This is a genomic window from Psychrobacillus sp. OK028, assembly GCF_900103605.1.
In the GTDB taxonomy this organism is placed as follows: Bacteria; Bacillota; Bacilli; order Bacillales_A; family Planococcaceae; genus Psychrobacillus.
Genome location: NZ_FNHY01000009.1, coordinates 45,333 through 66,099, shown reverse-complemented (window position 1 = coordinate 66,099; position 20,767 = coordinate 45,333). Strand labels below are relative to the sequence as shown.

Here is a 20,767-nt window from a genome sequence, read left to right as displayed (position 1 = left end):
TTACCTCCTATGACTTTGATTACAGTGTACACTGTTTCTTAAGTAGGAGAAAGAAAAAAGAATTATTTATTCATTTTATTATTGCGAAAATTTAAATATTGTTCTAAACTATTAGTTATAGAGGTTGCTTTTATTTTTTTTGTAATTAAAATGAATGAGCATTCATTCAAGAAAAGGGGAGGCTTTGCACGTGACATATCAAATTAAAAAGGCTGCTGTTTTAGGTTCAGGGGTAATGGGTTCAGGAATAGCTGCTCATTTAGCGAATATTGGCATTCCTACATTATTATTAGATATCGTACCAAAAGAAGTGAGTCAAGATGAGGAAGCAAAGGGATTAACTATAGAGCATCCAACAGTAAGAAATAAATTTGCTGAAACAGCCATTCAAAAATTGTTGAAGCAAAAACCAGCACCACTTACTTCTAAGAAAAACCTACAGTTAATAACTGCTGGAAATTTAGAAGACGATTTGGAAAAACTAAAAGACGTGGACTGGATTATTGAAGTAGTAGTAGAAAACTTAGAAGTTAAAAAGAGCTTATATGAAAAAATAGATGCATTCCGTAAGTCAGGAACTATTATTAGTTCCAATACATCTGGTATTAGTATTAACGCAATGGTAGACGGTAGAACGGAGGACTTTGGAAAGCATTTCTTAGGTACACATTTCTTCAATCCACCACGCTATTTGAAACTATTAGAAGTAATCCCTGCTAAGACGACAGCTCCTGAAGTTGTAGCGTTCATGAAGCAGTTTGGAGAAGATGTATTAGGAAAAGGTGTCGTACTTGCAAAAGATACTCCTAACTTCATAGCAAACCGCATTGGGACATATGGTTTACTTGTAACATTACGCGAAATGCAAGCAAGAGGGTATTCCGTTGGAGAAGTAGACTCAGTTACAGGTCCCCTGATTGGTCGTCCTAAGTCAGCGACATTCCGTACATTAGACGTTGTTGGTCTGGATACATTTGCGCATGTTGCAAAAAACGTATATGACCAAACAACTGGAGAGGAACAAAAAGTATTTGAAGTACCTGCATTTATGCAAAAGATGCTGGATAACAAATGGCTTGGAGCTAAAACTGGGCAAGGGTTCTTCTTAAAAGAAGGAAAAGAAATAAAAGAGTTAAATCCTGAAACACTTGAATATGAAGCAATGAAAAAATTGAAAACGCCTTCAATAGAAATGGCGAAGCAACAAAAAGGTCTTGCTGCAAAAGTGAAAACATTAACTTATGCAAAAGATAGAACTGGTGAATTGCTTTGGAGTATTTTAAGTCCTACGTTAATCTATTCGGCTAAATTACACGGAGAAATTGCGGATGATATCGTTGCAATTGACCAAGGGATGAAGTGGGGCTTCGGCTGGCAACAAGGTCCCTTTGAAATATGGGATGCAATCGGAGTCAAGGAATCAGTTGAAAAGATGTCTGCTGAAGGACTTGAAGTTCCAGCGTTCGTTCAGTCTTTACTTGATAAAGGATTCCAATCCTTCTACAAAGAAGAAAATGGAGATCAATACTATTTCAACGGAACTGATTATTCATTAGTTCCTGTAAGTGAAAAGGCGATTGATTTAAAAAGATATAAGAAAAAACATGGCGTCATTAAATCTAATTCGGGTGCTAGTTTAATAGATTTAGGAGATGGAGTTGCTTTGCTTGAGTTCCATTCTAAATCGAACTCGATTGGTCTAGATATCCTTCAAATGATTAGCTTTTCGGTGGAGGAAGTAGAGAAGAACTTCAAGGGACTTGTTATAGGCAACCAAGGTAAAAACTTCAGTGTTGGAGCAAATCTTGGAATGATTTTAATGGAAGCACAGGATGATAACATTTTCGAATTAGATTTTGTTGTTCGTCAATTCCAAAATGCCATGATGAAAATTAAGTACTCGGCTAAACCAGTAGTAGTTGCTCCATTTGGTATGACTTTAGGTGGGGGAGCAGAAACCTGCTTACCAGCTGCTCATATCCAAGCATCTTCTGAGACATATATGGGGTTAGTAGAAGCTGGTGTTGGTCTTATCCCAGGTGGTGGGGGTAATAAAGAGCTTTATATCAAGCATTTAAAAGGACTTCCACACGGTGTAGAAGTTGACTATTTATCTGTTGCAAGCAGAGTATTTGAAACAATAGCTATGGCAAAGGTTTCAACATCGGGTGAGGAAGCTCGTGAAAATAATTTCTTGAATTTTGCAGACGGTATAAGCGTGAACCCAGACCATTTAATTTACGATGCGAAGCAAGCAGTGTTAGCTCATGCCGAAGCAGGGTATAAAGCACCGATTCGTGAAAAAGTACCTGTTTCAGGGTCACCTGGCTACGCTGCACTTATTTTAGGTGCTGAAGGAATGCTTCTTTCAGGATATATCAGTGAGCACGACCTCAAAATCGCGAAAAAGCTTGCTTATGTTATTGCAGGTGGAGAAGTTCCATACGGTACGTTAGTGGATGAGCAATATTTACTTAACTTAGAGCGAGAAGCTTTCTTAAGCTTGGTGGCAGATCCAAAGTCGCAAGCAAGAATGCAGCACATGCTAGTGAAAGGTAAACCATTACGCAACTAATGTTGCATAAAGGTAAAGGAGGAAAACTCATGCGTGAAGCAGTTATAGTAGCAGGGGCGAGATCGCCTGTAGGAAAAGCGAAAAAAGGATCTTTAGCAACTGTTCGTCCAGATGATTTTGGAGCACTAGTAGTTAAAGAAACATTACAACGAGCGGGTGGTTATGATGGCCCGATAGATGATTTTATATTAGGCTGTGCAATGCCTGAAGCAGAGCAAGGGATGAACGTTGCACGTAATATTGGTGCATTAGCAGGACTACCGGATACCACACCAGCAATAACAGTAAATCGTTTCTGTTCATCTGGTTTACAGTCAATCGCATACGGTGCAGAGCGTATAATGTTAGGTCACGCCGAAGCGATTCTTGCAGGTGGAGTGGAATCTATGAGTATGGTGCCGATGATGGGAAATACAATTCGTCCTAACGCACATCTTGCACAAACAGCCCCACAGTATTACATGGGAATGGGTCATACAGCTGAACAAGTAGCAACTAAATATGGTATTAGTCGTGAAGATCAGGATGCATTTGCCGTAAGATCCCATGAATTAGCTGCAGCGGCGATTGCAGCAGGAAAGTTTAATGATGATATTGTGCCGGTGGAAGTTATTAAGAATTTTGTAGATGAAAACAATAAAGCACAACAGAAAAAATTTATGTTCGAAATGGATGAGGGAGTGCGTGTTGGTACGTCTATAGAAACTCTTGCGAAACTGCGTCCTGCATTCAATGTTCGTGGTTCTGTTACAGCGGGAAATGCTTCACAAACCTCTGATGGAGCAGGTGCTGTTCTAATCATGGACCGCGAAGTTGCAGAAGCACAAGGATTAAAACCGCTTGCGAAATTCCGTTCATTCGCTGTTGGGGGAGTACCTCCAGAAATAATGGGTATCGGTCCAATTGTTGCAGTTCCTAAAGCATTAAAACTTGCAGGTCTGTCCATTGAGGATATCGACCTTTGGGAAATCAACGAAGCATTTGCTTCCCAGTCCATTCAAGTAGTTCGACACTTAGGATTAGATATGGATAAGGTTAATGTAAATGGTGGAGCGATTGCACTTGGGCATCCACTTGGAGCGACAGGGACTATTTTATCGTTGAAATTGATGAGTGAGCTTAGACGACAAGGAAAACAATTCGGAGTTGTAACAATGTGTATCGGTGGCGGTATGGGAGCTGCTGGAGTGTTCGAAATACTATAGACAAACAATTAGGAGGAATGGATATGAACGAATTAAAGGATGTAGTAAGAGGCGGAGCATTTTTAATTGAAGATTTAGACGCTAGTCGTGTATTTACACCTGAAGATTTTAATGATGAACAAAAGATGATTGCGAAAACGACAGAGGAGTATGTGAAAAACTCTGTTCTGCCAGTAGTGGAAAATTTGGAGCATCACGAATTTGATCACTCTGTGCGTTTATTAAAAGAAGCAGGTGATTTAGGTTTACTTGCTGCTGATATTCCTGAAGAATATGGCGGAATTGGCTTAGACAAAATTTCATCTGCTCTTATTGCAGAGAAGATGTCTGTGGCTGGTGGATTCTCTATTACACACGGAGCACACGTAGGAATTGGTACTTTACCAATCGTTCTTTTTGGTAATGAGGAACAAAAACAAAAATACCTACCAAACTCTGCTTCAGGCGACAAAATATTTGCTTATGCATTAACGGAGCCAGGTTCAGGTTCTGATGCATTAGGTGCAAAAACTACTGCAAAGTTAAATGCAGAAGGTACACATTATGTGTTAAATGGTGAAAAACAATGGATTACAAATGCAGGATTTGCTGATGTATTCGTAGTTTACGCTAAAATAGATGGAGACAAATTCTCTGCATTTATCGTTGAAAAAACATTCCCAGGAGTATCTGTTGGAGCAGAAGAAAAGAAAATGGGTATTAAATCTTCTTCTACTCGTACACTAATTTTAGAGGATGCTCAAGTTCCTGTAGAAAATCTATTAGGAGAAATCGGTCGAGGGCACGTTATCGCATTCAATATTTTAAATATTGGACGTTATAAATTAGGAGTAGGTACAATTGGTGGTTCTAAACGTGCATTAGAATTAGCTATTTCTTATACGAACCAGCGCCAACAATTTAAAACACCAATCTCTTCCTTTAATTTAACGAAGAACAAATTAGCAACGATGGCTTCTAAATTGTACGCAACAGAAAGCTTAATCTACCGTACAGTAGGATATTTTGAAGAGCGCATGAGTCAATTAAGTGCTGAAGAGCAAAAAGATGGAAAAGCAATTGCTGCTTCTATAGCTGAATATGCAATTGAATGCTCTATTAACAAAGTTGTAGGATCAGAAGTTTTAGACTATATCGTTGATGAGGCTGTTCAATTACATGGTGGATATGGCTTCATGCAAGAATATGAAGTAGAGCGCATTTACCGTGATTCACGTATTAACCGTATTTTTGAAGGAACAAACGAAATCAACCGCCTAATCGTTCCAGGAACATTCCTGAAAAAAGCGATGAAGGGTGAATTACCACTTCTTCAAAAGGCTCAAGGCTTACAAGAAGAGCTATTAATGATGATGCCAGAAGAGGTTGGCACGGAAGCTCTTGCACAAGAAAAAGTATTAGTAGCTAATGCGAAGAAAATTGGTATCTTAGTAGCTGGTCTAGCTGCACAACGTTTTGGTACAAAGCTAGAGGCAGAACAAGAGGTACTAGTGAACATCGCAAATATTGCTAATAACATATTTGCGATGGAATCAGCAGTTTTACGGACAGAAAAAGCAATCGGACGTGATGGAGAAGAAAAAGCAGCACAAAAACTTCTTTATACACAAATCTTCACTCAAGAAGCCTTTATTGAAATCGAACAAGCAGCAAAAGAAACACTTATTGCATCAGTAGATGGAGATACACAACGTATGATGATTTCTGCTTTACGTAAATTAACTCGCTTTACACCATATAATGTAATTGAGAAAAAACGTGAAGCATCAGTTAAATTGATTGAAGCAGAAAAATACGTTCTTTAATTAAACATATGAAAAGCCGATTCTAAGGGGTCGGCTTTTTGTATTTTTTTATAATATTAGGTATGATAAAAAGAAAAAGGTGGTACCATATGACAATTGAATTTTACGGTTATCCTAAATGTAGTACTTGCAGAAAAGCGAGTAAATGGTTAAAGGACAATGGAATTAATTACATAGAAAATCATATCGTAGAAACTCCCCCAACTAAGGAACAACTTCAAGAAATGCATGAAGTAAGTGGATTAGAGCTAAAAAAATTCTTTAATACTTCTGGTATGAAGTATCGTGAACTTGGACTGAAAGATAAATTATCTACAATGTCAGAAGATGAACAATTATCTATACTTGCCACTGATGGGATGCTTATCAAGCGACCAATTGTTTTTGACGGGAAAAAATTAACATTAGGATTCAAGGAAGAACGGTTTGAAGACGTTTGGAAGACTTCTTAAAGTGACTTGTTTTTACTATAAAAATATGTGAATATTATAGATGAATGTATTAATAATGGAGAGGGGAACATTTAATGAACACACCTAAGGATTTAAAATACTCAGCAGAGCATGAATGGGTAAAAACTGAAGGCGGAAATGTCCGTATCGGTATTACTGAATTTGCACAATCAGAACTAGGAGATATCGTGTTTGTCGAGCTTCCACAAGTGGGAGATGAGATCAAGGCAGGAGATCCATTCGGTAGTGTAGAATCTGTAAAAACTGTTTCTGAGCTATATGCACCGATTAGCGGTAAAGTGTTAGAAGTAAATTCAGAATTAGAAGATAGTCCTGAATTTGTAAACGAATCCCCTTATGAAAATGCATGGATGATCGTTATTGAACCTGCTGATTTGGCAGAAGTAGAGGCTTTACTTTCTCCAGAAAAATACGAAGAATTAATTTCACAATAATTATGAAAACGCCGCTTAATAACGGCGTTTTTTTCATATAATATTGGAAAGGGCATAGTTAGGAGAGATGCGAAAATGGCTATTGTCTTTAGTGAAAAAATAATTCTTGTTGAGGGAAGATCGGATAAACTAAAGCTTCTTCAACTTCTTGATGAATCAACAGAAATTATTTGTACAAACGGAACGATATCGAATGTAAAGCTTGAAGAAATTTTAAGTCCTTATGACGGTATTCCTATATATGCGTTTTTAGATGCAGATAAATCAGGAGAGCAAATTCGCTCCGTTGTACGAAAAGAATACCCTGAAGCAATTCATCTATATACCAATCCAATGTACTGTGAAGTAGCGACTACACCGTTCAAAGTTTTGGCTTCTATTCTAAAAAGTGTTAATATAAAAGTGAAAAGAGACTTTTTACTTTAGGATGATGGAATATGAATGAATGGACACTTGATCAGTGGAATAGAAACAAGAATAGCGGTCAGCTTACAATGTTATATATATATACACCTTTATGTGGAACATGCCAAGTTGCAAGTAAAATGATGCAGGTTGTACAAGAAATGAAACCTTTTTCTATTGGTCAAGCAAATATAAACTATTTGGGAAATTTTGCTGCGGATTATCAAATCGAAAGCGTTCCATGTTTGCTAATCGCTAAAGATGACATGGTATATAAGAAAATATATGCCTTTCAATCAGTTCCCTTTATTTTAGATACGATAAAAAGAGTTGACGAGCAAGTAGGCATGTGATAATATACGATATACTACGAAACTTAATAGTAACACTCTTATTAAGAGAGGTGGAGGGAAGTGCCCTTTGAAGCCCGGCAACCGTCATGTACATGAAATGGTGCCAAATCACGCAAAGCAAATGCTTTGGGAAATGAGAGAATGGATGAATGTTATTAAAATGGATAACGTAAAACCCTTCTGCTCTTTTGCAGGAGGGTTTTTTTAGATAGAAAGGTGGCAAGGTTCCCATGATTAGTTTAAATAATGTTTCAAAAAAGTTTAGCACGAAACAAGGTACGATTGTTGCGGTAGAAGAGGTGAATCTTGACATAAAAAAAGGTGAAATCTTTGGCATCATCGGATATAGTGGTGCAGGTAAAAGTACACTTATTCGATTATTAAATGGATTAGAAAAACCGACTTCCGGTCAAATTATCGTCAATAATCAAGATATCACAAAGATAAATGAAGTAAAGCTTCGTCAAGTAAGACAAAAGGTTAGTATGATTTTCCAACATTTTAATCTGTTATGGTCTCGAACAGTTGCAGAAAATATTGCATTTCCGTTAGAAATTGCTGGTGTTCCAAAAGAACAGCGCATAACAAGAGTTAACGAGCTAATTGATCTAGTAGGATTAGAGGGTCGCGGACATTACTATCCATCTCAATTATCAGGCGGTCAAAAACAACGTGTTGGGATTGCCCGTGCATTAGCAAACCGTCCAGAAGTACTTCTCTGTGACGAAGCAACATCGGCTTTAGATCCTGAAACTACGGATTCTATTTTGGATCTTTTAGTTAGCATTAACGAAAAGTTAGGTCTTACGATTGTATTGATCACGCATGAGATGCAAGTAATACAAAAAATTTGTGGCCAAGTAGCTGTAATGGAAAAAGGGCATGTTGTAGAAGAAGGAAATGTTTTAGATGTATTCCAAAACCCACAGCAGGCAATAACGAAGCGTTTTGTTTCGCAAATCAATGATTCCAGTAAAGCTTTACAAACAATCCAACAGTTAAAAGAGCTTTATCCAGATGGAAAACTGATCAAACTAGGATTTGTTGGTGAGCAAACAGTTCAGCCTATTTTGTCTAGACTTATCAAGCAGTTTGATCTAGATGTAAACATTGTTCAAGGTAATATTTCACATACGCAAAATGGCGCATTTGGTACGCTGATCCTTCAACTTGAAGGAGATGCATTATTAGTGGATAAGGCAATTCGCTATATTCACGAACAAAAAGTAAATACAGAGGTGATCAACAATGATTAATGATTTATTTCCAAATGTTGATTGGCCTAAAATGTGGGAAGCAACACTTGAAACATTATATATGACTGCCGTATCAACTATTTTAACGGCAATTATTGGACTAGTTCTCGGTCTTCTACTTTTCTTAACTAGTCCGCATCAGGCATGGGCGAACAAACTGGCTAATTGGTTAACTGGAGCGTTCGTTAATATATTTCGCTCCATTCCATTTATCATTTTGATCATTTTATTGATCCCATTAACGAAGTTTTTAGTCGGTACAATGCGTGGACCCAATGCAGCATTTCCCGCTTTAGTAATCGGAGCAGCTCCATTTTATGCACGTATGGTTTTAATAGCACTACGTGAGATAGACAAGGGTGTATTAGAAGCCGCAAAATCAATGGGTGCTAAAACTTCTACTATTATATGGAAGGTTTTATTACCAGAGTCAATGCCTGCTTTAGTATCAGGAATTACGGTTACAGGTATTTCACTAGTCGGGTACACGGCAATGGCTGGAATCATCGGTGCAGGCGGACTAGGAACTTTAGCTTTCTTAGATGGATTCCAAAGAGGTAGAACAGACGTAACATTAATTGCAACGATCTTAATATTAATCATGGTATTTATTATCCAGTGGATAGGCGATGTAATTACGACTAAAATTGATAAACGATAAATGGTGTTAGCGAGAATACTCGATCACATAGAAATAAAAGATAAAAAGGGAGAGATTTTAGAATGAAGAAGTTTTTAGCTGGAGCTTTATTATCAGTGAGTGCATTAGCACTAGCAGCATGTGGAGAAGAAGATAGTAGCAAGCTTGTAGTAGGTGCATCTAACGTACCTCATGCTGTTATATTAGAAGAAGTTAAACCTATCCTTGAAGAACAAGGAATTGAATTAGTTATAGAAACGTATCAAGATTATGTATTACCAAACAAAGATTTAGACGCAGGTGATTTGGATGCGAACTACTTCCAACATATCCCTTACTTTGAAGGACAAAAAGCTGATTTTGGCTATGACTTCGCTAAAGCTGGTGAAATCCATATCGAACCAATCGGTTTATACTCTAAAAAATATGGTTCTATCGAAGAACTTCCTGAAGGTGCAACTATTTTAATGAGTAACTCCGTTGCAGATCACGGACGTATCCTTGCTATGTTAGAAGCAAAAGGTCTTATTAAATTAGCAGAAGGCGTTGACAAAACAAAAGCAGAAGTTAAAGATATCGTAGAAAATCCTAAAAACCTTGAATTCGACGCAAACTATGAATCAGCATTGATGGTTCAGTTATATGAAAATGATGAAGGCGATGCACTATTGATCAACTCTAACTATGCAATAGACGCTGGTCTTAACCCATTAGAAGATTCAATCGCTATTGAAGAGTCTGATGAATCACCATACGTAAATATTGTCGCTGTAAACTCTGGTGACGAAGATAGTAAAGAGATTAAAGCTTTAGTAGAAGCATTAAAATCTAAAGAAATCCAAGACTTCATCCTAAGTGAGTGGGGCGGATCAGTAGTACCGGTAAAATAATAGTATTTTGAGAAAACAGACATCCTAGGGTGTCTGTTTTTTGGTGGGGTGTTGTGTCGAGGCGCATAGCCCATAAAGTTATGGAAATAGCCCATAAATGAGCAAGGATAGCCCATAAAACACCACATATAGCCCATAAACTTCGAAATAGCCCATAAATACATTAACATAGCCCATAAATGTAGTCGAATAGCCCATAAAACGTGAGTATAGCCCATAAGATATTTCTGGAATTATTATCTAAAAATTCTAACAACTACTTTCTTTAACAATCTATCTTTGGTAATCTATATGGGAGGTGATAATAGAGTGATTATTAAACCGTATTCCAACTCGGTTCATTTAGAAGCAATGGAGTTGTTAGCAAAAAGACTCCCTCTGATGCATCCGTTTTACAACAAACTACTCATCGAAATTCAAACTACACGAGCTGGAGATTATGGTGAGAAAATTGTATTTAAAGAATTAGAAAAACTGCAATTACCATTTAAATGCTTTGTTTTCCATAAAGTTATGCTTCGCACGGAGAAAACTTTTGAAATGGATGTTCTACTTATTACACCATATGGAGCAGTAATACTAGAGATAAAGAATATTACTGGAAAATTGGAATTTAAGGAGAATCCATCACAGTTGATTCAAACTAGGGATTCTGGGGAAGTCAACAATTACCCTTGCCCGGTAACACAGCTTACAGAATATAAATACTTACTCTCAAAATTCCTATCCGCTCATAACTTCTCTATTCCCGTCAATGGAGCTATAGTATTTGCAACACGAAAAAGTTTTGTGGAAACCTCTAGTAGTAAAGCATCCATTCTTTATACAAATGAAATACATTCTTATCTTCGAAATCTGCAAGATCATACTCCGGTTCTTACCAACTCACAAATTGATTTACTCAAGAAACTTATCTTAAAGAAAAACTCTCCTTTTTCTTATTTCCCGCTTACCAAACATTTTTATATTGATGCTAGTGATGTTATACGAGGTGTAGCGTGTCCGAATTGTGGACAAATCGGCATGCAAAAAATTCAAAAGAAATGGTATTGTCCACAGTGTTATTTGAAGGATTCAAAGGCACATATAGAATCACTTCGGACCTATTTTTTGTTGTGCAATAATTATATTACGAATAAAACCTGTCGAGAATTTTTGCTATTAAACAGTCGCTATGAAGCTAAAAGAATATTAATAAATTCTAGTCTAATTAAAATAGGAGATAAAAAATCAACCAAATATATAATGAAAAGCTCAATCCCCCGTGAATATAGCCCATAAATGTCATAGGATAGCCCATAAACCATCAATAATGGCCCATAAAATGAAATATAGCCCATACATTCAACGAAATAGCCCTTAATCGAATACAAATAGCCCATTAAATTGTGGATATAGCCCATAACCACATCAAACCACCCCTCCATTAATAAAATATTCCGTATATTATCCACCCTATTCACTTTAATAAGTGAGTGTGCTAAAGTATACAAATGCTTGAAATAATACATTTGTACGTTTGAGGAGGACAATATATGAAGAGGTTTGGTTTATTACCGAGAATAGTAGTAGCGATATTGGCTGGTGTTTTATTGGGGTTAGTAGTACCTAAAATAGTGGTTGAGGTAATGGCTACTTTTAATAGTATTTTTAGTGCATTTTTAGGTTTTATTGTTCCATTCATTATTATTGGATTTATCGTTCCGGGTATAGCTAAGCTAGGAAAGGGTTCTGGGAGATTACTGGGAATTTCAACCGGTGTTGCTTATTTATCTACAATTGTAGCTGGCTTAATAGCATTTTTTGTAGCTTCGAATTTACTGCCTATGCTTATCGGTGGTAAGGAGAGTGTTAAGTTAGAGAATCCGGAGGAATTTCTAATTGGTGGCTTATTTGAGATGCCGATACCTCCGATGATGGACATAATGACTGCGTTAGTGTTCTCATTTATCATGGGAATTGGGATTTCTAAGTTGAAAGGAAACACTTTGCTAAATGTGTTTGAAGAGTTTAGTGAGATTATTGAGAAGGTAATTTCTTTTATCATCATTCCATTGTTACCAATCCATATTTTTGGGATCTTTATGAATATGGCATACGGGGGACAAGTTGCAAAGGTATTATCTGTTTTTGGAGTCGTGTTTATCATGATTATAGCTTTGCATCTAGTAATGCTTGTTTTGCAATATACTGCTGCAGGTACGTTGACAGGGAAAAATCCTTTGAAGCTATTGAAAATAATGTCGCCAGCTTACTTTACAGCTTTAGGAACACAATCGTCAGCAGCAACTATTCCAGTAACGTTAAAACAGGCACAGAAAACAGGGGCTTCAGCAAAAGTAACTGACTTTACAATTCCCTTATTCGCAACAATCCATTTGTCGGGTAGCACGATTACGCTTGTCTCATGTTCCATTGGTGTTTTGCTTATTAATGGGCAAGGTATTGCGTTATCTACATTTATACCATTTATATTTATGCTTGGCGTAACAATGATTGCAGCTCCCGGAGTTCCAGGTGGAGCAGTTATGGCGGCACTTGGGCTATTGGAAACTATGCTTGGATTTAACGGGGCAATGATAGGATTGATGATTGCTCTTTATATCGCTCAGGACAGTTTTGGAACGGCGACAAATGTCACTGGTGACGGTGCTTTAGCTATAATCGTAGATAAGTTTTCTAAAAAATCTTAAACTATTTTTAAATTAATTGTTTAAAGCTAAAAATAGCGGGTATATAAGTTATGAACTAAAAAACAGAGAGGAATGATTCATTATCAGTTCGGACGATTTACCTTATACAGAACAGATGGACCACGCATTTAGAGGAGTACATGGTTTTGGGTACGATGAATTGAGACAAAGTCAGGAATTACGATTGCAAGTTGAAAATAAGCGACAAGAAGATCATGAAAAGTCTATGCAAATAGCGGCAAAAATTGATGCCCAGGCATTTAGGGGATAATATACAAGAATCCACGGAGAAGTTCTCCGTGGATTCTTTTGTTTTGTTTTCACTACATTCATAGTGAAATCGTTTCTCATTTAGCTTATTCTTATTGAAAACAAAAAGAGAATACTATTTGCCTATTAGTTTAGTGTAAATGTCAAGAGAAAACAGGAAATCTGTATATTCTACAATATTAAATAGAATATGCTCCAAATGATTTGCAAGGTACCTCCGTTTGGGTTAAGATTAGAATGATAATAAATTAGAATGATTATACATTCGTATTTACTTAATGGAGGTTATTAGATGTCGACTTTAGTTATTAAAGATTTACACGTTGCAATAGACGGTAAAGAGATTTTAAAAGGTGTTAATTTGACGATTAATACGAACGAAATTCACGCAGTTATGGGTCCTAATGGTACAGGTAAATCTACTTTAGCTTCTGCTATTATGGGTCATCCAAAATATGAAGTTACTTCTGGTTCAATCGAATTGGACGGAGAAGATGTTTTAGCGATGGAAGTTGACGAACGCGCACAAGCAGGTCTATTCCTAGCAATGCAATATCCAAGTGAAATTACTGGTGTTACAAATGCAGATTTCCTTCGTTCAGCGATCAACTCGCGTCGCGAAGAAGGTAATGAAATCTCATTAATGAAATTTATCCGTGAGCTTGATAGCAAAATGGAATTTTTAGAGATGGATTTAGATATGGCTCAGCGTTATTTAAATGAAGGTTTCTCTGGTGGAGAGAAAAAACGTAACGAAATTCTTCAATTAATGATGCTACAACCAAAATTCGCTATCCTTGATGAAATCGACTCTGGTCTCGATATCGATGCATTAAAAGTTGTATCTAAAGGGATCAATGAAATGCGCGGCGAAGGATTCGGTAGCTTAGTAATTACTCACTATCAACGTCTTCTTAACTATATTACTCCTGACCATGTGCATGTAATGATGCAAGGTCGCGTAGTAAAATCCGGCGGTCCTGAGCTTGCTCAACGTTTAGAGGCTGAAGGCTACGAATGGATTAAAGAAGAGTTAGGAATCGAAGATGAAACAGTTGGACAAGAAGCATAAGAAAGGGGACGAATAAGCATGACGGTTGAAACAAAATTGGCATTAACCGAGCAAGATATCCGCTCCTTTTCAGAAGGTAAACAAGAACCAAGCTGGATGACAGAAATTCGTCTAAAAGCACTTGGTGAACTTGAAGCACTTCCGATGCCAACACCAGACAAAACAAAAATTACTAACTGGAATTTCACAGAGTTTCCAGTTCATACTGTAGATAGCAGTAAATTTACAACTTTAGCCGAGCTTCCTGAAGAAGTGAAAGCAGTTGTAAATGCAGATGAGCAAAAAAATATTTACATTCAACATAATAATACTCCTGCTTTTCTTTCATTATCAGAAGAACTTAAAGCAAAAGGTGTTATTTTAACCGATATTTATACAGCAGTTAGAGATCACTCAGAGCTAGTTCAACAGTACTTTATGACAGATGGTGTCAAAGTTACGGAACATAAATTAACTGCACTTCATGCTGCACTATTAAATGGTGGTGTATTCGTATACGTACCTAAAAATGTAGTTATTGAAGAACCAATTCAAGTTATCTATTTACATGACGATAAAACTGCCTCGCTATTCAACCATACTTTACTAGTAGCAGATGACAATAGTTCAGTAACATATGTTGAGAACTACCTCTCTACTGTTGAGCATGCAGAAGGGCAAGCAAATATTGTGGCAGAAGTGATTGCCAAAGATAATTCAAAAGTTACATTTGGAACAGTTGATGTTCTAGCAAATGGATTTACAACATACGTTAACCGTCGTGGTGTAACAAGCCGTGATGCTGTTATTGAATGGGCATTAGGTATGATGAATGACAGTGATACAATTTCTGAAAACACAACGCATTTAGTTGGGGATAATTCAGAGGGTCATGTAAAAATGGTTGTTGTAGGTCGTGGAAATCAAAAACAAAACTTTACAACAAAAGTAATTCACTGGGGCAAGCATACAGAAGGTCAAATTCTTAAGCACGGCGTTATGAAAGACGAAGCATCATCTATTTTCAATGGTATTGGTAAAATTGAATACGGAGCAACTAAATCTAATGCTGAGCAAACTTCTCGCGTTTTAATGCTTAGTGAAAAAGCCCGTGGAGATGCAAACCCGATTCTTTTAATTGATGAAGATGATGTAACAGCAGGTCACGCAGCATCAGTTGGCCGAGTAGATCCACTTCAGCTGTATTATTTAATGAGCCGTGGTATTTCTCAACATGAAGCAGAGCGTCTAGTAATTCATGGATTCCTTGCTCCTGTAGTAAACGAATTACCTATCGAAGGCGTGAAGAAACAGCTGACGGAGGTTATTGAAAGGAAAGTTCGCTAATGCTGAATACTAAAGAGATTCGTAGCTATTTTCCGATTTTAGATCAAGAGATCAATGGACATCCATTAGTCTATTTAGACAATGGTGCAACTTCTCAAAAACCAATTCAAGTGATTGAAGCTATTAAAAAGTATTATGAATTTGAAAACTCTAATGTGCATCGTGGAGTTCACACACTTGGTAACCGAGCAACGGACAGTTATGAAGGTGCACGCGAAAAGGTTCGTAAGTTCATTAATGCTAAATCAACTAAAGAAGTTATTTTCACTCGTGGTACAACGACTGCTATCAATATGGTGGCGCAGAGCTACGGCCAAGCTAACCTTAAAGAAGGCGATGAAATTGTTATTACGCATATGGAGCACCATTCCAATATTATTCCTTGGCAGCAACTAGCTAAGAAAACTGGTGCCGTATTAAAATATATTGATTTAGAAGCAGACGGTACACTTTCTTTAGAAAAGGTTAGAGAAACAATTACTAACCAAACAAAAATAGTGTCGATTGTCTATGTTTCAAACGTTTTAGGAACAATGAATCCAATTAAAGAAATAACACAAATTGCACATGAACATGGAGCAGTTATGGTAGTTGATGGTGCACAGGCTGCACCTCATCTAAAATTAGATGTTCAAGACTTAGACTGTGATTTCTTAGCATTCTCTGGTCACAAAATGTGTGGACCTACTGGTATAGGGGTACTATACGGGAAAGAAGCATTATTGGATAAAATGGAGCCATTTGAATTTGGTGGCGAAATGATTGACTTCGTAGGTTTGTATGATTCTACGTGGAAAGAGCTCCCTTGGAAATTCGAAGGGGGAACGCCAATTATTGCTGGTGCCATTGGTCTTGGAGCTGCTATAGATTTCTTAGAGGAAATTGGCTTAGATGAAATTGAAAAGCATGAACATGAGTTAGCTGCTTACGCAATGGAAAAAATGTCTGCGATTGATGGTTTATCCATTTATGGACCTGTGGATCCTACAAAGCGTGCAGGAATTGTTACATTCAATTTAGATGATGTACATCCACATGATGTTGCAACAGTTTTAGATATGAGTGGAATTGCAGTTCGTGCAGGACATCACTGTGCACAACCATTGATGAAATGGTTGCAATGTGTGGCAACTGCTCGTGCTAGTTTCTATATATACAATTCAGAAGAGGATTTAGATCGTCTAGTTACTGGGTTGCTTTCAGCAAAGGAGTATTTTAACGATGTCTTCTAATTTAGATCAACTTTATCGCCGTGTCATTATGGATCATTATAAAAATCCTCGGAACAAAGGTAGTATTGAGGATGGCGCTTTGACAATTGATATGAATAACCCTACTTGTGGAGATCGCATTCATTTAACACTTCAAGTGGAAAATGGTAAAATCCAGAATGCAAAATTTGATGGTGAAGGATGCTCGATTTCTATGGCATCTGCATCTATGATGACACAAGCAGTGAAAGGAAAGTCTGTAGAGGAAGCTCTACAACTTTCTACAACTTTTTCCGAAATGATGCTTGGGAAAGATTACGATGATTCTCTAGAGCTTGATGATATAGAAGCATTAAGTGGTGTTTCTCAGTTTCCAGCGCGTATCAAGTGTGCAACATTAGCTTGGAAAGCGATGGAAAAAGGGGTTTCAGAGGAAAAAGAATAACAAACGAACGGAGGAAATACGATGGCTAAAAAAATGCCTGAAATTGGTGATTATAAATATGGTTTCCACGATAAAGACGTATCCATTTTCCGTTCTAAACGTGGCTTAACGAAAGAAATCGTTGAAGAGATCTCACGTATGAAATCAGAACCACAATGGATGTTAGATTATCGCTTGAAAGCGTTAGAAATTTTTTACTCAAAACCAATGCCTCAATGGGGTGGAGATTTAGGGTCATTAAACTTTGATGAAATTACGTATTACGTAAAGCCTTCTGAACAAACAGAAACTTCTTGGGATGAAGTGCCAGATGAAATCAAAGCTACATTTGATAAATTAGGTATTCCTGAAGCGGAGCAAAAATACCTTGCTGGTGTTTCTGCACAGTACGAATCAGAGGTTGTATATCATAACATGAAGCAAGAGCTACAAGACTTAGGGATTGTATTTAAGGACACTGATTCCGCTCTTCGTGAAAATGAAGATATATTCAAAAAACACTGGGGTACAGTAATTCCTTCATCTGATAACAAGTTCTCTGCTCTTAACTCAGCAGTATGGTCGGGTGGGTCATTTATATATGTACCACCAGGCGTAAAAGTGGAAACACCACTACAAGCATACTTCCGTATTAACTCAGAAAACATGGGTCAATTCGAACGTACGCTAATTATTGTTGATGAAGGTGCTTCTGTGCATTATGTAGAAGGATGTACAGCTCCTGTCTACACGACTAACTCACTGCATAGTGCGGTTGTTGAAATTATAATTAAAAAAGATGCTTATTGCCGTTATACAACAATCCAAAACTGGGCAAACAACGTTTATAACTTAGTTACAAAACGTGCTGTTTGTGATGCAAATGCAACAATGGAATGGATTGACGGAAACATCGGCTCTAAATTAACGATGAAATATCCAGCAGTTATTTTAAAAGGTGAAGGTGCTCGTGGTATGACCCTTTCTATTGCAATTGCTGGTAAAGGGCAACACCAGGATGCTGGTGCGAAAATGATGCATCTAGCTCCAAATACTTCATCTACCATTGTTTCAAAATCTATTTCGAAACAAGGTGGTAAAGTAACGTACCGTGGTATCGTTCATTTCGGACGTAAAGCTACAGGTGCTCGTGCAAATATCGAATGTGATACATTGATCATGGATAATCAGTCAACTTCTGATACTATTCCTTACAACGAAATCTTGAACGATAATATTTCTTTAGAGCATGAAGCAAAAGTTTCAAAAGTGTCTGAAGAACAATTATTCTACTTGATGAGTCGTGGGCTAAGTGAGGAAGAAGCTACTGAAATGATCGTAATGGGCTTCATCGAACCATTTACAAAAGAACTTCCGATGGAATATGCAGTAGAGATGAACCGTCTCATTAAATTCGAGATGGAAGGCTCTATCGGTTAATCTACCACTATATATAAAAGCAGCAAGGTGTAAAATTTCACCTTGCTGCTTTTTTAGCATTGTTAGTTTAAGTATACTCATACAGTGGTAATCATAATAGAGGATAAATCTTTAATCGAATGACCTAAGAGGAGCTAATAAAATGATTCTTTTTGAACGAGAAAATAGCTATGTAATGATCACGCAGGATGATCATGCGCAAGTATCGAAGAAAATTGCAGACCATTGTAAAGATGAATATTATTATGATGCTAAACACTTTGACGAAGTAATTTTAGCAATTCAAGAGCATGACCGTGGTTGGATAGAACCAGATAAGGCTCCACTTTGGAACGATAAATCAAAGCTTCCTTACTCTTTTATTGATTACCCTACGGATCTTAAAATTTCCTTTTACCAAAAAGGCTTAGATGAAGTGGAAGAAATGAGTAAATATGCTTGTTTGCTGTGTAGTTTACATTACTCTTCTTTTGTACAGGATGCAGAAGAAGCCGCTGTTCAGGAGTTTTGGGATTTAGAGAAGCAGAGACAGGATCGACTTTCCAAAGAGCTTGGCATAAGCGGTAATGAAGAGAAGAAAGAAGTATTGATGTATCATCTGGATCTGTTAAAATTTTCGGATTTTCTATCTTTGTTTATTTGTTTACACGAACCAGGAAAAAATGGGTCAAAACATCCTTTTTTCAAAAATGGATTTCCACAATTGTTTCTATTTGTGACGGATAAGCCAATTATCGCAAGTTGGGAAAACGAAGAACTCGTTACTTTATCGTTCTCACCATTAAAGAGCGAACTAATTGTAGAACTTCCTTATAAGGAAGTTCTGAAAGACCAGGTTGAAAAGGATGGGCTCTTGCAGGCATTTAAGGATACACCAGTTTCTATAAGAAAAGTTAAATTCAAATAATTTCAAAAAAACCAGTCAAAACACTTTGACTGGTTTTACCTTGCTTTAGGAATTTATAAAATCCTTGGCAGGTGGATAACTTTCTATAAGGTATTCTTCATCCAGACTCCAGCGCCTAACCCCTCGAGGCGCTTCAGACTTGCGAATAAAGGCAAAAAGCGCCTTTATTGCAATTCTTCCAGCGCTTTTCGGGGCTGACATAGGCGCTTGCACTTTTGTTCTTAAACCATTACAACAAATTGCGATGCAAAGGATTGTTCTTTTTCCAACTGTAATGCTTGAATTTTAGCAACTTCTTTTTTCCTAGTCGTTGCACAATCCGATAGATTGATTTGATTAATCGTATGGTGATCAATTAGACTTGCGAGAAAATCGGCATCCTTCAAGGCACTATTTAATCCAAAAGCTCCGGTTGGTGTCATCGTATGAACTGCATCCCCTATTAATGCAACGCCTTTTTTCCCCCAGTGTTCACTACTGCTGCTGTAGACATCTAATAACACGAAATCTTTCCACGACTGAATATTTTCACGAACGGTTTGTTCTAGCTCTGGAAAAGCAACAATCAGCTGTTCGATAAATGGTGTGAAAGGTAACTTTCTAAGTATTGGAAAAGATCCTTCCTCGATATTCCAGCCAATTTGAATAAAGCCGTTTGTTTGGCTAAATAAGGAAATTTGTTTATCGTCAATTAACGCCATTTTAATAGAGGGTTCCCAATTTTCAGGTGCAGGAATTCTTGCCCAAAGCAAATCATAGCCATGCTTGCGAGTTGTCACATCTAGATTTGCTTTTTTGCGAACGGTCGAATTTCGCCCATCTGCACCAATCACCAGTTCACTTTCAATGATTATTATTTCTTCACCATTCACTGCTTTAATACCAGTATACGTACCATTTTCATCCTGTAAAAGTTCATCAACCTTTGTATTTAGCATTAAATGGAATGCTGAGTATTGTTCAGCTGCTGCTATTAATACTTGCAGTAAATGTGCTTGGGGCACATGAATACCGAGATGGCCAACCTCTGGGTCTGGTAAAATGGTTTTAAATAGTTTGCCATTATGCCAATATTCCAGCTGTTCCATTCGTAATAATCCAAGCTGCTCAACTTCGTCAAATAAATTATATTTTTTTAAAATCGTTTCGCCTTCTTCATTTAAATGTTCTCCACGAAACGTTTTACCAATTTGATTTGTTCGCTCTATTAACACAACAGAAACATTTTTCTTTGCCAATAGATAAGCAAGAAGAGCTCCTCCTGGACCAGCACCTACGATACATACATCTACTTTCATTTATAATTCCTCCATTTGTTGCAATAAGCTTTCTGGGCTTTTCGTCAAAACATATACTTATATTAGCTAAACAAAAACATTTAATCCAAT

At 37.2% G+C, this 20,767-nt stretch carries 19 protein-coding genes and 1 riboswitch; of the genes, 18 read left to right on the top strand and 1 reads right to left on the bottom strand.

Annotation, left to right across the window (positions count from 1 at the left end; genetic code table 11):
* The first annotated feature begins 154 nt into the window (after positions 1–154).
* From BLR36_RS15150 to BLR36_RS15065, 18 genes are all read left to right on the top strand, one after another.
* The gene (locus BLR36_RS15150; protein WP_093062585.1) at positions 155–2,575 is read left to right on the top strand and encodes a 3-hydroxyacyl-CoA dehydrogenase/enoyl-CoA hydratase family protein; all 2,421 of its coding nucleotides are present in this window, start codon (positions 155–157) and stop codon (positions 2,573–2,575) included.
* Positions 2,576–2,604: 29 nt separating this feature from the next.
* Positions 2,605–3,780, top strand: a complete 1,176-nt coding sequence (locus BLR36_RS15145) for an acetyl-CoA C-acetyltransferase (RefSeq protein WP_093062584.1) — start codon at positions 2,605–2,607, stop codon at positions 3,778–3,780.
* A gap of 23 nt (positions 3,781–3,803) precedes the next feature.
* Complete coding sequence (locus BLR36_RS15140; protein ID WP_093062583.1) at positions 3,804–5,585, top strand: acyl-CoA dehydrogenase family protein; 1,782 nt, start codon at positions 3,804–3,806, stop codon at positions 5,583–5,585.
* Between the two features lie 89 nt (positions 5,586–5,674).
* A complete protein-coding gene (locus BLR36_RS15135; protein WP_093062582.1) occupies positions 5,675–6,037 on the top strand; it encodes an arsenate reductase family protein in 363 nt (120 codons plus the stop codon).
* Between the two features lie 74 nt (positions 6,038–6,111).
* Entirely contained in the window at positions 6,112–6,492 is a 381-nt protein-coding gene (gene gcvH / locus BLR36_RS15130; RefSeq protein ID WP_093062581.1) for a glycine cleavage system protein GcvH, read from the top strand.
* Positions 6,493–6,567: 75 nt separating this feature from the next.
* Positions 6,568–6,918, top strand: a complete 351-nt coding sequence (locus tag BLR36_RS15125) for a toprim domain-containing protein (protein WP_093062580.1) — start codon at positions 6,568–6,570, stop codon at positions 6,916–6,918.
* 11 nt (positions 6,919–6,929) lie between these two features.
* Complete coding sequence (locus BLR36_RS15120; RefSeq protein ID WP_093062579.1) at positions 6,930–7,250, top strand: thioredoxin family protein; 321 nt, start codon at positions 6,930–6,932, stop codon at positions 7,248–7,250.
* Between the two features lie 35 nt (positions 7,251–7,285).
* Positions 7,286–7,390: riboswitch (SAM riboswitch) on the top strand.
* 90 nt (positions 7,391–7,480) lie between these two features.
* Positions 7,481–8,506, top strand: coding sequence for a methionine ABC transporter ATP-binding protein (locus BLR36_RS15115; RefSeq protein ID WP_093062578.1), 1,026 nt, complete (start codon positions 7,481–7,483; stop codon positions 8,504–8,506).
* Complete coding sequence (locus tag BLR36_RS15110; RefSeq protein WP_093062577.1) at positions 8,499–9,167, top strand: methionine ABC transporter permease; 669 nt, start codon at positions 8,499–8,501, stop codon at positions 9,165–9,167. Before BLR36_RS15115 ends, BLR36_RS15110 begins: the two co-directional genes overlap by 8 nt.
* A 62-nt stretch (positions 9,168–9,229) precedes the next feature.
* Positions 9,230–10,036 (top strand): MetQ/NlpA family ABC transporter substrate-binding protein, encoded by an 807-nt coding sequence (locus BLR36_RS15105; RefSeq protein WP_093062576.1) that lies wholly within the window; start codon positions 9,230–9,232, stop codon positions 10,034–10,036.
* Between the two features lie 309 nt (positions 10,037–10,345).
* On the top strand, positions 10,346–11,317 hold the full coding sequence (locus tag BLR36_RS15100) for a nuclease-related domain-containing protein (protein WP_175454095.1): 972 nt from the start codon (positions 10,346–10,348) through the stop codon (positions 11,315–11,317).
* Positions 11,318–11,571: 254 nt separating this feature from the next.
* A complete protein-coding gene (locus BLR36_RS15095) occupies positions 11,572–12,729 on the top strand; it encodes a dicarboxylate/amino acid:cation symporter (RefSeq protein ID WP_093062574.1) in 1,158 nt (385 codons plus the stop codon).
* Between the two features lie 562 nt (positions 12,730–13,291).
* The gene (sufC, locus tag BLR36_RS15090) at positions 13,292–14,071 is read left to right on the top strand and encodes a Fe-S cluster assembly ATPase SufC (RefSeq protein WP_093062573.1); all 780 of its coding nucleotides are present in this window, start codon (positions 13,292–13,294) and stop codon (positions 14,069–14,071) included.
* Between the two features lie 18 nt (positions 14,072–14,089).
* On the top strand, positions 14,090–15,397 hold the full coding sequence (sufD, locus tag BLR36_RS15085) for a Fe-S cluster assembly protein SufD (protein ID WP_093062572.1): 1,308 nt from the start codon (positions 14,090–14,092) through the stop codon (positions 15,395–15,397).
* A complete protein-coding gene (locus tag BLR36_RS15080) occupies positions 15,397–16,629 on the top strand; it encodes a cysteine desulfurase (protein WP_093062571.1) in 1,233 nt (410 codons plus the stop codon). The genes sufD and BLR36_RS15080 overlap by 1 nt, the downstream gene beginning before the upstream one ends.
* Positions 16,619–17,053 (top strand): Fe-S cluster assembly sulfur transfer protein SufU, encoded by a 435-nt coding sequence (gene sufU / locus BLR36_RS15075; RefSeq protein ID WP_093062570.1) that lies wholly within the window; start codon positions 16,619–16,621, stop codon positions 17,051–17,053. The genes BLR36_RS15080 and sufU overlap by 11 nt, the downstream gene beginning before the upstream one ends.
* A 21-nt stretch (positions 17,054–17,074) precedes the next feature.
* The gene (sufB, locus tag BLR36_RS15070; protein ID WP_090567075.1) at positions 17,075–18,472 is read left to right on the top strand and encodes a Fe-S cluster assembly protein SufB; all 1,398 of its coding nucleotides are present in this window, start codon (positions 17,075–17,077) and stop codon (positions 18,470–18,472) included.
* Positions 18,473–18,614: 142 nt separating this feature from the next.
* Positions 18,615–19,379, top strand: a complete 765-nt coding sequence (locus BLR36_RS15065) for a DUF3891 family protein (protein ID WP_093062569.1) — start codon at positions 18,615–18,617, stop codon at positions 19,377–19,379.
* A gap of 221 nt (positions 19,380–19,600) precedes the next feature.
* Here BLR36_RS15065 and BLR36_RS15060 read toward each other — a convergent pair whose 3' ends face one another.
* Positions 19,601–20,677 carry an FAD-dependent monooxygenase gene (locus BLR36_RS15060; protein WP_093062568.1) on the bottom strand — a complete coding sequence of 359 codons (1,077 nt, stop codon included), beginning with the start codon at positions 20,675–20,677 and terminating at the stop codon, positions 19,601–19,603.
* Positions 20,678–20,767: the final 90 nt, after the last annotated feature.

Excerpts from the sequence above, each read along its gene's own strand:
- sufB (WP_090567075.1), top strand. The coding sequence starts at position 17,075 with ATGGCTAAAAAAATGCCTGAAATTGGTGATTATAAATATGGTTTCCAC.
- sufC (WP_093062573.1), top strand. The coding sequence starts at position 13,292 with ATGTCGACTTTAGTTATTAAAGATTTACACGTTGCAATAGACGGTAAA.
- BLR36_RS15140 (WP_093062583.1), top strand. The coding sequence starts at position 3,804 with ATGAACGAATTAAAGGATGTAGTAAGAGGCGGAGCATTTTTAATTGAA.
- BLR36_RS15125 (WP_093062580.1), top strand. The coding sequence starts at position 6,568 with ATGGCTATTGTCTTTAGTGAAAAAATAATTCTTGTTGAGGGAAGATCG.
- BLR36_RS15080 (WP_093062571.1), top strand. The coding sequence starts at position 15,397 with ATGCTGAATACTAAAGAGATTCGTAGCTATTTTCCGATTTTAGATCAA.
- BLR36_RS15110 (WP_093062577.1), top strand. The coding sequence starts at position 8,499 with ATGATTAATGATTTATTTCCAAATGTTGATTGGCCTAAAATGTGGGAA.
- BLR36_RS15145 (WP_093062584.1), top strand. The coding sequence starts at position 2,605 with ATGCGTGAAGCAGTTATAGTAGCAGGGGCGAGATCGCCTGTAGGAAAA.
- sufU (WP_093062570.1), top strand. The coding sequence starts at position 16,619 with ATGTCTTCTAATTTAGATCAACTTTATCGCCGTGTCATTATGGATCAT.
- BLR36_RS15120 (WP_093062579.1), top strand. The coding sequence starts at position 6,930 with ATGAATGAATGGACACTTGATCAGTGGAATAGAAACAAGAATAGCGGT.
- gcvH (WP_093062581.1), top strand. The coding sequence starts at position 6,112 with ATGAACACACCTAAGGATTTAAAATACTCAGCAGAGCATGAATGGGTA.
- BLR36_RS15095 (WP_093062574.1), top strand. The coding sequence starts at position 11,572 with ATGAAGAGGTTTGGTTTATTACCGAGAATAGTAGTAGCGATATTGGCT.
- BLR36_RS15150 (WP_093062585.1), top strand. The coding sequence starts at position 155 with ATGAGCATTCATTCAAGAAAAGGGGAGGCTTTGCACGTGACATATCAA.
- BLR36_RS15105 (WP_093062576.1), top strand. The coding sequence starts at position 9,230 with ATGAAGAAGTTTTTAGCTGGAGCTTTATTATCAGTGAGTGCATTAGCA.
- BLR36_RS15115 (WP_093062578.1), top strand. The coding sequence starts at position 7,481 with ATGATTAGTTTAAATAATGTTTCAAAAAAGTTTAGCACGAAACAAGGT.
- BLR36_RS15060 (WP_093062568.1), bottom strand. The coding sequence starts at position 20,677 with ATGAAAGTAGATGTATGTATCGTAGGTGCTGGTCCAGGAGGAGCTCTT.
- BLR36_RS15135 (WP_093062582.1), top strand. The coding sequence starts at position 5,675 with ATGACAATTGAATTTTACGGTTATCCTAAATGTAGTACTTGCAGAAAA.
- sufD (WP_093062572.1), top strand. The coding sequence starts at position 14,090 with ATGACGGTTGAAACAAAATTGGCATTAACCGAGCAAGATATCCGCTCC.
- BLR36_RS15065 (WP_093062569.1), top strand. The coding sequence starts at position 18,615 with ATGATTCTTTTTGAACGAGAAAATAGCTATGTAATGATCACGCAGGAT.